The organism is Marinilactibacillus sp. GCM10026970 (assembly GCF_042660675.1).
In the GTDB taxonomy this organism is placed as follows: Bacteria; Bacillota; Bacilli; order Lactobacillales; family Carnobacteriaceae_A; genus Marinilactibacillus.
The window spans coordinates 19,543-34,019 of sequence record NZ_JBHSUL010000033.1; the positions used below are offsets into that span (position 1 = coordinate 19,543).

The window sequence follows — 14,477 nt, forward strand, 5'->3', positions numbered from 1 at the left end:
CATGCTCCTCAAGATTGATGTACTTATAGTATAATGGATATTTGATCATACCGCACTACTACAGAGGAAAAATCAGTCTTAAGTATGAGTAGAAAATAAAAAAAGAACAAAAGACAGTACCACCATCTTTTGTTCTTTTGGTATTTAATTAAAATACTTTAGTGATCTCTACTGTCATTGATCCACCTGGAGTACTGATTTCAACTTTTTCTCCAACTTTTTTCCCTAAAAGCGCTTGAGCAATTGGCGATTCATTTGAAATTTTTCCAGAAAACGGATCAGCTTCTGCTTTACCGACGATGGTGTATTCTTCATCGATACCATTTGGTAGTTCTTTGAAGATAACGGAACGTCCTAAAGATACTTCATCTGTTTTAGACTTAGAATTGTCAATGATCTCTGCATTTGATAGCATGTGTTCAACTGTACTGATTCTACCTTCAATAAAAGCCTGTTCATCTTTAGCTGATTCATATTCAGAGTTCTCTGATAAATCTCCGAATCCTCGAGCAATTTTAATTCTTTCTACAACTTCTTTTCTTTTAACTGTTTTTAGTTCTTCTAATTCATTTTCCAAATTTTCTTTACCTTCTAAAGTCATTGGATATACTTTTTCTGTCATCAAGTGCTTCACCCCATAATATATTCGTTAAAAATCTGATCAAACAAGTATTCCGGATAATAGATTAAACCTTACTATATCGATTCAAACACACGGCTCGGAATCTCAATGGAATCAAGATACCACGAACTTAACATCTTGTAAAGCGTTTTTTTATTAAATACACCTTGAATAATTTGCTTAAAGAGAGCGTTTTTTGAAAATCGTATCAATCTTAGTCGTCATCAAATCGATTGCAACTTGATTTCTTCCACCTTCAGGTATGATAATATCTGCGTTCTTTTTAGTAGGCTCGATAAATTGTGTATGCATTGGTTTCACCACAGTTAGATATTGTTCAATAACTTGGTCCAACGTACGCGCGCGCTCTTCGATATCTCTTTTAATCCTTCTAATAATTCTGATATCATCATCTGTATCAACATACACTTTTATATCCATCATTTCTCTAAGTCTTGAATCTTCTAGTATCAAGATTCCTTCAAGTATGATGACTTCTTTTGGTTCCTGAACGATCACTTCACTACTTCTGGTGTGCTTAGTATAATCATAAACAGGTTTTTCAATGGTTTCATAATTAACGAGTTTGTTTAAATGCTCAATTAACAGATCTGTATCAAATGCATAGGGATGGTCATAGTTTGTAGCAAGTCTTTCTTCAAAATCTAGATGGTCCTGATTTTTGTAGTAGGAATCTTGTTCTAACATCATGATCGATCTACCAGGAAAATGATTAAAGATTGCCTGACTTACACTTGTCTTACCACTACCTGAACCGCCTGTGACACCTATTACTATTGGTTTTGTTTTTTTCATAATGAATTTTCCTCTCGATTGAACATGCTCATTTAAAGAGATGGTTCGATTTTCTCAATAAAAGCACTGAGCCTAGAAGGCTCAATGCTTTAATTTAATTCTTCTCGTAATTCTAAATGTTGCTGATACGTTTGTGAGAAATAAACTTCTTTCGTAGATAGATCTGCTATAAAATAGTAATAATCCGTTTCAGCCGGATAAACACTAGCTTTTATAGAATCTTCTGCCGGGCTGTTAACTGGACCTGGCCCTAACCCTCTATGTTGATAAAGATTATAGGGGGAGTCCGTTTCCAGATCATCATAGGTGATTCTTTCCTGATGCTCTCCTAAGGCATAGGTCACACTAACATCTGTTTGAAGTGGCATATCAATTGCTAAGCGATTGTAGAATACACCCGAAATCACTTCGCGATCTTCGAAAGTAATGCCTTCTCGCTCTATGAAAGATGCCATCGTCAGAATCGCATGAACGGTTGTTTCCTGTTCTTGAATATCTGAATAATACGTTTCTATAACCTGATTCATTCTAGAAAGCATTTGAGTGACGACGGCTTCCAGTGTCGTATCATCGTTGAATTCGTAAGTTGCAGGATATAGATAGCCTTCTAAAGCGTATATGGTCTCTTCTCTCGCTTCATATGCACTTGTTAGAAGCTCAGGAAATTCTTCTACTTTTTCTTGGAGGAAAGTTTCGCTTTTGATCAGATCAAAAAATTCTTTTTCTGTGAAGTCAGTCTGATCATCAATAACTACAGCAATTTGCTCGATTGTGTAACCTTCTGGTATCGTTAATCTGCCAGCAGATTCCTCTGTTATAGGTGAGCCACCTTCTTTCAAGCTCTGAACAATTTCATCTGAAGACAAAGCAGGAGAGAATAGATAGTATCCCGCTTGAAATCCTTGTTCACCATTGAATCTAAGGTGATAATTAAATACAAACGCACTATTTATAATGCCTTTCTCTTCCAAAATACGTGCAATATCTGTTCTAGATGATCCGATAGGTATTTCAACAGGTATCTCTTCATTACTTTCTGGGTCTAGAGGTTCTAGAGAAGAAGTATAGTAGTGATAACTTGAAAAACCTAGAATCACAATTAAAACAACCAATATAGCCACGATACTCAGTACGATTTTGCGCACAGTATGTGTAGATTCCTGGTCTGGCATATTTGAACCATTCCTTTTCAAAAATGTTTATATCTGTTCTATTATACACAATACACTTGCTAGATTAAAGCTAATTTTCTAAAGGTTCTATTTGATCAAGTATCTTGTATGTACTCTATCGCTCAAACCTAATTTACAAAAGAAAATAGCCATGTGAAATTAACAGGAGCATTTCGCATGGCTATTGTTATCCTTTTTAAGCTTCTTCGTCTTCTTCTTCGATGAACGTGTTGAGTACCTCTTCAATCATTTCCCATTCTTCATCAGAGTCGATAGAACTTAGTGTTCCTTCAAGTCCTCCGTCTACTTCAGTATATGAGAATGCTGAAAGTTCAACTTCTTCTCCTTCGCTTGTACCAGCAGGGTAAACAAGTACGTAAGATTTCTCAAAATCGTCTGAATCAAAAGTAAATAAGATTTCGTATAATTCTTCATTACCTTCTTCATCGATTATTGTAATATGTTCGTGGTCGTGATCATGCTCGTGATTGTGATCGTTTGCCATTTTTACATCTCCTCATTAATGATTATTTGCTTTTCGATCAAGATAGCCTTGTAAAATCATTACTGCAGCCAACTTATCGATTACTTGTTTTCTTTTTTTTCGAGACGCATTTCCTTCTTCTATCAGCATTCGATTAGCTTGCATTGTGGTCAATCTCTCATCCTGATATTCGACAGGTAATCCGAAAGTCTCTTCTAATAGTTTACCATATTCAAGCGACGCTTCTGCTCTTGGACCTATTGAACTATCCATATTTTTTGGTAACCCTACGATAAACCGCTCTACTTCATAAGATTCAGTGAGTTCTTTCATACGTTCAATCCCGTAGTCACCTTTATCTTCATTGATTTTGATGATTTCAATACCTTGTGCTGTCCACCCAAGTGGATCACTAACGGCTATTCCAATTGTTCTAGATCCAACATCTAATCCCATTACGCGCATGATTTATTTGTCACTTTCTAGATATTTAGTCATTAATTCTTCTAGAATTTCGTCACGTTCGTGTCGTTTGATCAAATTTCTAGCGTCATGATGTCTTGGTATATAAGCTGGGTCACCGGAAAGTAGATATCCAACGATTTGATTGATCGGATTGTACCCCTTTTCCTCAAGTGCTTTATATACAATTCTCAAAGTATCCTCTACGTTGTGTTCTTGATTGTTATCTACACTAAAGCGTACTGTATGATCGTTTGAAGTCATAAATCTCCCTCCGTACTTCATAAGCAAATCCTTTAATTTTTATCTTCGTATAAAGCTTATGTGTTATTATTTTACAAGAAATTAAATAAAAGTACAATGACCAATAAACGGTTTGCCTATTATATAGTGAAATCAAGAAATCCCTTTTATTCGTATTGTTCTAGGGGATTCTCTAAACTACATATCTGAAAAGATATCTTTGATTAACTTATTGGTTTTCTAGAATCCAATTCTGTACAGCACTTAGAGCATCTGCAAGTCCTTCTGGGTTTTTACCGCCGGCTTGAGCCATATCAGGGCGTCCACCACCGCCACCACCAACTTTAGGAGCAATCGCTTTGATTAAATTCCCTGCTTTGAGGCCGGCAGCTATAGCTTTATCGCTCATTGCAACAATCAAATTAACTTTATCTTCATTTTTCAATCCTAATACCAGTACATCTGAGTAAACTTCTTGCTTCCACTTGTCTGCTAGTTGACGTAATTGATTCATATCTTTAACCTGAACTTCTTGTGCTATAAACGTCATTCCAGCTTCTTCTTCAATTTGTTTGAATACGTCATCCGCTTGAGCATTGGCCATTTTAGCATTCAATGATTCATTTTCTTGTTTAACTTCTTTCAATTCTGTTAATAATTGAGAAACCTTATTAGGCACTTCTTCAATCGTCTGAGCTTTAACCATTGCACTTGTTTCATGTAATAATGCTAGCTGGCCTTCCATCCATCTATAATAACCTTCACTGGTTTTAGCAATGATTCTTCTTGTACCTGCTCCGATACCAGATTCCGATACAATTTTGAATAAACCGATATCTGATGTATTTGAAACATGGGTGCCTCCACAAAATTCTTTGGAATATTCTCCAATCATTACAACGCGGACGCTATCACCATATTTTTCTCCGAAAAGTGCCATTGCGCCAAGTTTTTTAGCTTCTTCAATTGAAGTCACAACAGTAGAAACAGAAAGTGATTCAAATATCTTCTGGTTTACAATCTCTTCCATTTGCTTCAATTCCTGATCTGTCACTTGTCCAAAATGAGTGAAATCAAATCTTAACTGGTCTGGTGTTACTAATGAACCAGCTTGATTGGCATGATCTCCAAGGACATCTTTAAGCGCTTGGTGCAATAAGTGTGTTGCTGTGTGATTTCTTTCAATCAAGTTTCGGCGGTTACGATCAACTTCTAATGTATAGACTTCTCCTGTTTTCATTTCAGCTAATATGTTTGCTTCATGAAGGGGTTGTCCTGCTGGAGCTGCTTTAACCGTTTCTATCTTAGCCACAACTTCTCCAGATTGATTTTTGATTTGACCAGTATCTCCAATTTGCCCACCTTTTTCAGCATAGAAAGGTGTTACATCGAATATAAGTCTAGCTTTGCTACCAGAAGAGATTCTATCCTGAAAAGCTTCTTCAAATAATATAGTCTCAAGAGTCGCTTCGGACTGGATATTGTTATACCCAATAAACTCACTATCTTTATCCAGAGAAGTTAGTAGATTACTTTGAACAGACATGGATCCTTCATCACTTCGAGCAGATCTCGCACGTTCGCGCTGTTTCTCCATCTCTTTCTCAAATCCACTGATATCTACTGTTAAACCTTGTTCATCCGCTACTTCTTCTGTTAACTCAATTGGGAATCCAAATGTATCATATAACTGAAATGCATCTTCTCCACTAATAACCGTTTCTTTATTTTTTTGAATGTGCTCAGTGATTTCGTTGAGTCTTCCTAGACCTTCAGCCAGAGTCTCATGGAATCGATCTTCTTCATTAGAAATGACTTTTGTAATAAAATCAGCCTTTTCTAGTACTTCAGGGTAGTGTTCTTGCATGATTTCGCCTACCACTGGAACTAGTTTGGTTAAGAACGGTTTCTCAATACCTAACTTACGGCCGTGCATAACAGCACGTCTGAGTAGGCGTCTTAATACATATCCACGTCCTTCATTAGAAGGTAATGCGCCATCTCCAATTGCAAATGTAATTGCACGCACATGGTCTGCAATCACTTTAAAACTCATTCCTTTGTTCTTTGCATCTGTATACGTTTTTCCAGAAATTTCTTCTACTTTTTGAATAATCGGCATGAACAAGTCTGTTTCAAAGTTTGTTGGTACATCTTGAACAACAGATAGCATTCTTTCAAGTCCCATACCCGTATCAATATTTTTGTTTGGAAGTGGGTCATAGGTATCATCCGGTTTGTGATTGAATTGAGAAAAGACTAAATTCCAGATTTCTAACCAGCGTTCATTTTCTCCTCCTGGATAACTTTCCGGATCATCTTCTGACAAATCATTGTATTCAGGTCCACGGTCATAGAAAATTTCAGAGTTAGGTCCACAAGGGCCTTCACCGATATCCCAGAAATTCCCCTCTTCTTCAACGATATGATCTTCACTTAGTCCAACGACTTCATTCCAGATTTTATACGCTTCTTTGTCTTCAGGATAGACGGTTACATACAACTTTTCTGGATCCATAGCCATCCACTTTTCACTTGTAAGAAATTCCCAAGCCCACTCGATAGCTTCTGTTTTGAAATAATCACCAATAGAAAAGTTGCCAAGCATTTCAAATAAAGTATGGTGTCTTGCTGTCTTACCAACGTTTTCGATGTCATTGGTACGAATACTTTTTTGTGAGCTTGCAAGTCTAGGATTTTCTGGTTTCACAGAACCATCAAAATATTTTTTCATTGTAGCAACCCCAGAATTGACCCATAATAGTGACGGATCTTCAATCGGTACTAAAGATGCACTTTTTTCAATTTTATGATGTTTCTCTGCAAAAAAATCTAAATAGAGTTGTCTTAATTCAGAACTGTTTACTTGTTTCATTTTCAAATCTATCCTCTCGTCTTTTAACTTTTGATCACACAAAAAAACTGACTAAAGAACACTGCTCACGAGGACGTATTATGCGCGGTACCACCTCGTTTGCAATGACTTTACTCAGTTTGTCATTACCTCTTAAGTCTTGTTAACGCCAAGAAAGCGGTATGATTTCTCACACAGTACAATAGGGAGCAATTAAAGGTTCGCTATGATTCTTTTCCACCGTGATAAGAATCTCTCTTAAATAGCTTTCCATCAACTATATCCTATAGTTTCATTAAAATGAGTATAGCCTAGTTTTCAAATACAGTCAATACTTGCTGAAAATCTAGACCGTTTATCAAATAATCTAAAGGTATATTTATAACAACGGCTCATCTACATTGAATTGTTTATGCAGAGAAAATCCTCTACCCAATACTTCGCTTGCACTCATTGCAACGACGAATGCATCCGGATCAACTTCCAATACCGTTTCTTTCAAGAGTGTGAACTCTCTTTCTTGGATAACGACCATTAGCATATCTTTTTCAGTATTTCCATATCCTCCACGTACACCAAGGTTTGTAACGCCTCTTTGTAGGGTATGCAAAACTTCTTGTTTGATGGCTTTTGGATTATCAGAAATAATAAAGATATTTTTGTTTCGATTGAAACCAAGCTGTACCAAGTCAATCGTTCTTGAAATGATGAATAAAGCAATCAGTGAATACATAACTGTTTCTGGATCAAATACAATTAATGCGCAGAAAATCACTGCTCCATCTACCAAGACAGTACTCAGCCCGAATTGAAGGCGAGCATATTGATATAAAATCTGAACAATAATACTTGTTCCACCAGTTGTGGCCTTAGCACGAAATACAATTCCTAATCCTAGTCCTGTGAATACTCCACCAAAAACTGCTGCTAGTAAAGGATCATTTGTTAGAGGGGCTAAATCTTCAAGAAAAATCAGATAAAAAGGTAGCAGCATACTTCCAAGAATCGTTTTGTATCCTGCGGCTTTACCTAGTAATACGAAACATACTATCAGTAAAGGAATATTGACCGCATACTGAAAAACTGCTGGAGTCCATCCATAAAGATTATTGGCTATAATCGATAGCCCTGTTATCCCTCCAGATACAATTTCATTTGGTAGTAAAAATACTTGAAAAGAAACTGCCGTAATCAAGCATCCAATCACGATATAAACATAATCGACTGCACTTAAAGTAAATCGTCTTGCTATTTTTAGCATATCATTCCTCCTCAATTCGTTAGTAACTCGAATCATTCTATCATTATGTAAATCACTTTCTCAACCCTGTTGGCGGATTCATGAGTATTTTATCATAGTAGGGTTTACAAAGACCTTGGATACCGTATACTACTGTTATATAAAGAATGGAGTGATTCCATGAATACAAACCTACAGTTTACTTACATACTAAACGAATATTCACGAAATGGTCATAAAGCTTTGAAGCAGATCAAACAGTATTCTGACGAACAAGGTTATATTTATACTGTCCACAAAACTCAATATTCTGGTCATGCTTTCGAATTAGCTCGTTCGCTTGCCCCGACGTTACCAATCCATAATCTACTAGTGGTGGTTGGTGGAGACGGTACGCTTAGTGAAGTTATTAATGGATTAGAATCAATACATACTGATTGTCCTATTGGCTATATTCCAACAGGTTCCGGAAATGATTTTGCTCGTTCTCATAACATTCCTCTGACAATTCAGGCATCTATTCAATATATGCTTGAAACGACAATACCTAGACAACTCGATATCATTGAAATTCAACATAAACACACCCGCTCATATGCTTTAAACAGTTTTGGGGTTGGAATTGATGGAATGGTTATCCATTCTTTAGCTGAATCGAAATTAAAAAAAATTATTGGTAATGCAGCATATTTCAGCTCGATTCTATCTGCCTACTTTAAACAAAAACCCTTTAATATCAGTATTGATACGGGTAAACATTCTTTGGAATTCTCAAATATACTATTAGCTGTCTGTGTGAATCATCGGTATTTCGGTGGAGGAATTCCGATTCACCCAAAAGCCGATCCAACTGATAGTGTATTTGAACTCGTGATTGCTGAAACAGTATCTTTTAGCGAACTTTTGTCTTTACTCACTAGAGTTATCTTAAAAAAAGATCACCTTGCTCATAAAAAAATGCATGTAGTTAAAATGGCAGATTACACTATACACGTACAGTCTCATCAATACGGACAACGTGATGGTGAGTTAAAAGAAATTTATGGGGACTATACCATTTCAAGCAAGAAAAGGGCCTTTTGGATCCATTAAACTATGGTAATAACTATAAACGCCTAAGAAGGCTCAAAATCGTCTTCTTAGGCGTTTTATTATTCACTATAAGGCGTTATACCAACCATCCCAATAAGCGGATCCACCTCATTGTTATCAACCATAGCTGGAGTAAGGTATTTGGATTGCTTTTCAGTCTGATTATCTTGTTTTTCAGTCTCTTCAACCGTTGTGAACTCTTCAGACTCTTCAATACTTAGAGGATCTTCCGCTAGTAATCTTTCTTTTAACGTCGTTTTTCTCAGCATACTTGTAGAGTGTAAACTATTTCTATAGGCTGCTTCTTCTCCGCATAAAATTAAGATCTGACTGGCACGTGTGATTGCGGTATAAAGTAAGTCTTTTTTCAACATTCTACGGTAGCCATTGACCATCGGTAAGATGACCATCTTATATTCGCTTCCTTGTGCTTTATGAATAGAACAGCAGTATGCGAGCGTGATTTTATTCCATTCATTTCTGAGATAGGTTACTTCATTTCCCTCAAAGTCAATAACCAGATTGTCCGTCTTCGTTTCAGATTCTTTAGCTGGAATAATTCCTGTAATCATCCCCATATCCCCATTGAATACATTTCTTTCAGGATCATTGACGAGTTGCAGTACTTTGTCGCCGATTCTATAGACACTGTCTACGAATTTCATTTCTTTTTTTTCACCATTTGGATTTGGATTAAACAAATCTTGTAAATGCTTATTTAATGTATTGATACCAGCAGGTCCTTTATACATAGGTGCTAAGACCTGTATATCTTGAGCCGAAAAACCTTTTTCAATCGCTCTTGATACAACTTGTGTGATAACATCCAGTACTTTATTGGTTGAACAAGGGAAAAAGCTACGATCGATTTTCTTTTCTCTGAAATCGTCTGGTAGTTTGTTTTCCTTGATACTATGTGCTAAAGGAATAATGGAAGAATCATTTCCCTGACGATAAATATCTTTCAATTCTTTCTGGGGTACAACGTCACTTTCGAGAAAATCTCTTAAAACCTGCCCTGGCCCTACAGAGGGGAGTTGGTCTTTATCTCCAACCATAATTACTTGCATATCGCTGGGAACAGCTTTGAGTAGCTGATAAGCAAGCCATGTATCAACCATTGACATTTCATCGATTACGAGTAGTTTCCCCTTCAAGTTACGATCATGATCACCAAGATCTTCTTCATCATCTGTAGCCGTTAACCCTAGTAATCTGTGAATGGTAGAGGCGGGCAATCCTGTTGTTTCTTTCATACGTTTAGCTGCTCTTCCAGTGGGTGCCGCCAGTAGAATAGGATATGCTTCGTCTTTGTACTCATTCGGGTCAAGTGACAAATCATTCAGTTCAGCAAAAAGTGTCACAATACCATTTAACACGGTCGTTTTTCCAGTACCTGGTCCACCTGTAAGTAAAAAAATCGGTGATTTAAGCGCTTCTTCAATGGCATTCTTTTGAGAATCTCCATAGGTAATACCCATAGTTTTTTCAAGTTTTATGAGTTTTTTGTGGATAGTCTTTTTTGAATGAGCAATCTTACTAGCATGCTCGATTAGTCTCTCTACTGATGTTGCGATTCCCCACTCAGATGCATACAAGGAAGGAATATAAAAGCGGTCCTCATCTTGAATGATTTCTTGGTTTTGAACCAGCGCAATAATATTGTCCGCAGCGATTTCAGGATCAATAATAAATGGTCGACTTTCTTCGAGCACCTGTATGGTTTTCTGAAGAAGTGGTTTGCTAGAAGCATATGTATCTCCATCACTTAATGTAAGTTCTTGAATAGAATACAATATGCTTGCTTGAATTCTAGCAGGTGCATCCGACTTGATTCCGATCTCTTCGGCAATCAGATCCGCACGGTTAAACCCAATTCCTTCGATTTCTTTTATTAACTGGTAAGGATTCTCTTGAATAACAGATAAGGTTTTACTTTCGTACTTCTGATAAACCTTATAAGCTAACTGATTTCCTAGACCGTATTTATTTAAAGCGAGGACGACTCTTTGCATCCCTTGTTCTTTATCAAGAACGTCTATGATCATTTGTTTTTTTGTTTGATTCAAACCGGGGACTCGGTCAAGTTGATTGGGGTCATCTAAAATCAAATCTAGGACACCGTCACCCAGTGTATCGACAATAGTTTCTGCCGTTTTTTTTCCAACACCTTTGAATCGACTACTGGATAAGTATGAAACAACGGCTTGACCACTTGAAGGCTGTTCTTTTGCATAGCGATCCGCTAAGAATTGAAGTCCATACTTTGGATGCTCCGTAAGTTTTCCAAAAAAACGATAACTTTCCCCCTCATGCACTTGTCCGAAACTACCAGTAACGACTACTTGCGTACTGTCATACGTAGTATTTGTCTCCGTAACAGACACGAGCATCACCTTGAAAAAGTTCGAAGGACTGGAAAAATAAATAGCCAACACTTCTCCGTTGATGTATTTCTCTTGATGATCTTCTAATCGAAGCGTTTCTTCTTCCATCATATCCCTCCTCGTTTTCGCCTTTACTATTTTATCGAAATCACAGCTGTTTTTCTAGTGCCTGACTTAAATCAGTATACACTAAAATAAAAAAGGAGATAGATGGCTGACCATTTATCTCCTTACTTATTCAGTTATTTAACTGTTACTAAACATATTGTAGTTCAGTTTCTTTACTGTAAGCAGCATCTATTAATCCGCCACCGATACATTCGTCTCCATCATACAAAACGATTGCTTGTCCAGGTGTGATTGCACGAGCTGGCTCATCAAACTCAATTTGCGCTGTTCCTTGTTCTTTATCAAGGTGTACCGTTACGCCAACATCCGTTTGTCTGTATCTAAATTTAGCAGTACAGTGAAACGTTTCTGGTTTTTCTTCATGGTTAGTGAAAGAAAAATCACTTGCATCTAAATGAGTGGCATAAAGCGTTGGATGTTCGTATCCTTGTCCGACATACAATTCATTTTTTTCCAAGTCTTTACCGATAACAAACCATGGCTCATTAGAAGTACCATTCCCACCGATCCCAAGACCTTTTCTCTGACCAATCGTATAATACATCAAACCATCATGTTGTTTCATGATTTCTCCATCCAATGTCACCATATTACCCGGTTGTGCTGGAAGATAATTCATTAAAAATTGTTTGAAATCTTTTTCTCCGATAAAACAGATCCCAGTGGAATCTTTCTTTTTCGCTGTTGCAAGATCTGCTTCTTCAGCTATTCTACGAACTTCTTTCTTATCCATATCGCCTAACGGGAACATCACTTTTGATAACTGTTCTTGAGATAATTGATTCAAAAAATACGTTTGATCTTTATTATTATCTAGTCCTCTTAGCAAGTGTGTAACATTATTTTCATCTCGCGTAACACGAGCGTAGTGACCTGTAGCCACGTAATCTGCACCTAATTCCATTGCATAATCAAGGAATGCTTTGAATTTGATTTCCTTGTTACACATTACGTCTGGGTTTGGTGTTCTGCCCTTTTTATATTCATCTAAGAAATACGTAAATACTTTGTCCCAATATTCTTTTTCGAAGTTGATAGAATAATAAGGTATACCAATTTTGTTTGCGACTAATGCGACGTCTTTATAGTCTTCGGTAGCCGTACAAACGCCATTTTCATCTGTATCATCCCAGTTTTTCATGAATACGCCTATAACTTCATAACCTTGTTCTTTGAGCAACAAAGCTGTTACAGAAGAATCCACTCCTCCGCTCATTCCGACGACGACTCTAGTTTTCGAGTTGTCAGTCATAAAATCACCATCATTTCAGTTTAGATTCTGAACTATACACGAATTGAAGGTTCGTAAGTTTCAGTCTTTATCATTATACTTACTTAAAAGAAGAAATCAAGTTGTTTAAAAGTATTTTAATCTGATAAGACTGCTTTGATGATTATTTATACTTTTTCTAGTACGGACTCTTCTACAAAGGTATTTAAAATATTTTCAACCATCAATTGAGCTTGTTTAAGGTCAGTGTCTTTAAAAATATCTATCTTCTTTAATCCATTTGCTGTGACCGTTACGAGCTTTAATTCTTTTAAATCTTTTGAAATTGTAATTTTTAATTTAGGTGCTGTTTTATCGGAAATTACGCTACTTAATGTTCTTTCATACTGAAAAGACCCATTTTTAGTTTCAATAAATCCGTGGTCTTTTAAAGTATACCTTTTTGCTTGGTCATTTACTTTATACTGATCCTTGCTTCCTGTTAGACTGTCGATTAATTTAGTGGCCATTTTACGCTCTCCTTATCATTGAAACTCATTTTTTCCTTTTGTGCTCACTGGTTGTTGATCTCTTTATCTAATACTGTAACGAGTCTGTCGATATCTTGTTCTTTCGTTTCAAATCCCATACTGATTCTAATGGTCTCACTAATCGCTGGATGCTTTTCTCCATACATAGCTGTGAGTACATGACTTGGATCAATATTCCCCGCTGTACACGCTGATCCGGCCGATACTGCTATGCCGGAAAGATCCAACTTGATCAACATCCGCTCTGCGTTTACTCCCGTTAGATGTAAGCTGATGATTTGAGGTAATGACTTTTCCAAATTCCCATTAACCTTATAGGCAATATTGGCTTTTTCTAATTGATTCACTAGTCGTGTCTTTAACTCTAAATAATTTTGAACGCGTTGAGTTTGATTTCTTAACATTAATTCGACAGCTGTTTTAAATCCGACGACAGCTGGGATATTTTCTGTACCTGCTCGTCTTTTAGTTTCTTGCTCTCCACCAAGAATCAGACTCGGTAAGGAAAGTCCTTCTCTGCAATATAAAAATCCGATGCCTTTTGGTCCACCAATTTTATGTGCAGAAACAGATAACAAGTCAACGTTCAACTGGTTAACATCGATAGCTTTTGAACCGTAAGCTTGAACAGCATCCGTATGAAACACAATGGGCTGTTCTTTATTTTTCAGTAATTGGCCAATATCAGCTATGGGCATGACTGTGCCGACTTCGTTGTTACCAAACATGATTGAAACCAGAAAGGTATCTTCCCTTAAAGCTTGTTCCACTTGATCAGCTGTAACGAACCCTTCTTCATTGACAGGCAAATAAGTCACTTCATATCCTAATGCTTCTAAATATTCCATTGGTTTCAATACAGCTTGATGTTCTACATTAGTTGTAATAATATGACGCTTTTTTGTACCGAACTTTTCAGCAGTCTTCAAGATAGCCGTATTGTCACTTTCTGTGCCACCACTTGTCATCAAAATTTCATTAGGCTTTGCTTGAATACTCTTCGCAAAAACAATTCTTGCTTCATCCAATAACCCTCTACTAAGTCGCCCGTACTGATGCGTACTAGAGGCATTTCCAAAATGACTGCGCATGGCCTCTGACATTTCATCAATGACTTTTGGATGCATCGGACTTGTTGCTGCGTAATCTAAATAAACAGATTGATTCATTATGTCACTTTCTTTCTATGCGTTCCTTGGGAAATCAACAGGTACT

13 protein-coding genes are annotated in these 14,477 nt (G+C 36.9%); 1 reads left to right on the forward strand and 12 read right to left on the reverse strand.

Annotated elements, in window-relative coordinates; genetic code table 11:
* Positions 1-148: 148 nt before the first annotated feature.
* The 8 genes from greA to ACFP65_RS10410 form a co-directional block, all read right to left on the reverse strand.
* On the reverse strand, positions 149-622 hold the full coding sequence (gene greA, locus ACFP65_RS10375; RefSeq protein WP_379918357.1) for a transcription elongation factor GreA: 474 nt from the start codon (positions 620-622) through the stop codon (positions 149-151).
* A gap of 180 nt (positions 623-802) precedes the next feature.
* Positions 803-1,438, reverse strand: a complete 636-nt coding sequence (gene udk / locus ACFP65_RS10380) for a uridine kinase (protein ID WP_379918359.1) — start codon at positions 1,436-1,438, stop codon at positions 803-805.
* Positions 1,439-1,527: 89 nt separating this feature from the next.
* Positions 1,528-2,610 (reverse strand): endolytic transglycosylase MltG, encoded by a 1,083-nt coding sequence (gene mltG / locus ACFP65_RS10385; protein ID WP_379918361.1) that lies wholly within the window; start codon positions 2,608-2,610, stop codon positions 1,528-1,530.
* A 196-nt stretch (positions 2,611-2,806) separates the two neighbouring features.
* Positions 2,807-3,115 (reverse strand): DUF1292 domain-containing protein, encoded by a 309-nt coding sequence (locus ACFP65_RS10390; protein ID WP_379918363.1) that lies wholly within the window; start codon positions 3,113-3,115, stop codon positions 2,807-2,809.
* Between the two features lie 15 nt (positions 3,116-3,130).
* Positions 3,131-3,559: a Holliday junction resolvase RuvX gene (ruvX, locus tag ACFP65_RS10395; RefSeq protein WP_379918365.1), complete on the reverse strand. Its 429-nt coding sequence runs from the start codon at positions 3,557-3,559 to the stop codon at positions 3,131-3,133.
* Between the two features lie 3 nt (positions 3,560-3,562).
* Positions 3,563-3,820, reverse strand: coding sequence for an IreB family regulatory phosphoprotein (locus tag ACFP65_RS10400; RefSeq protein WP_327756537.1), 258 nt, complete (start codon positions 3,818-3,820; stop codon positions 3,563-3,565).
* 208 nt (positions 3,821-4,028) lie between these two features.
* Positions 4,029-6,674: an alanine--tRNA ligase gene (gene alaS, locus ACFP65_RS10405; protein ID WP_379918497.1), complete on the reverse strand. Its 2,646-nt coding sequence runs from the start codon at positions 6,672-6,674 to the stop codon at positions 4,029-4,031.
* A gap of 358 nt (positions 6,675-7,032) precedes the next feature.
* The gene (locus ACFP65_RS10410; protein WP_379918367.1) at positions 7,033-7,914 is read right to left on the reverse strand and encodes a YitT family protein; all 882 of its coding nucleotides are present in this window, start codon (positions 7,912-7,914) and stop codon (positions 7,033-7,035) included.
* A gap of 159 nt (positions 7,915-8,073) precedes the next feature.
* Between ACFP65_RS10410 and ACFP65_RS10415 the strand changes: the two genes are divergently transcribed.
* A complete protein-coding gene (locus tag ACFP65_RS10415; RefSeq protein ID WP_379918369.1) occupies positions 8,074-8,985 on the forward strand; it encodes a diacylglycerol/lipid kinase family protein in 912 nt (303 codons plus the stop codon).
* Positions 8,986-9,044: 59 nt separating this feature from the next.
* On the opposite strand, the gene ACFP65_RS10420 is transcribed toward ACFP65_RS10415, so the two are convergent.
* From ACFP65_RS10420 to ACFP65_RS10435, 4 genes are all read right to left on the reverse strand, one after another.
* The gene (locus ACFP65_RS10420; protein ID WP_379918371.1) at positions 9,045-11,483 is read right to left on the reverse strand and encodes an ATP-dependent RecD-like DNA helicase; all 2,439 of its coding nucleotides are present in this window, start codon (positions 11,481-11,483) and stop codon (positions 9,045-9,047) included.
* A gap of 145 nt (positions 11,484-11,628) precedes the next feature.
* Positions 11,629-12,753, reverse strand: a complete 1,125-nt coding sequence (gene mnmA / locus ACFP65_RS10425; RefSeq protein ID WP_379918373.1) for a tRNA 2-thiouridine(34) synthase MnmA — start codon at positions 12,751-12,753, stop codon at positions 11,629-11,631.
* Positions 12,754-12,899: 146 nt separating this feature from the next.
* Positions 12,900-13,241, reverse strand: a complete 342-nt coding sequence (locus ACFP65_RS10430; RefSeq protein WP_379918375.1) for a hypothetical protein — start codon at positions 13,239-13,241, stop codon at positions 12,900-12,902.
* 44 nt (positions 13,242-13,285) lie between these two features.
* Positions 13,286-14,431, reverse strand: coding sequence for a cysteine desulfurase family protein (locus ACFP65_RS10435; RefSeq protein ID WP_379918377.1), 1,146 nt, complete (start codon positions 14,429-14,431; stop codon positions 13,286-13,288).
* Positions 14,432-14,477 lie beyond the last annotated feature (46 nt).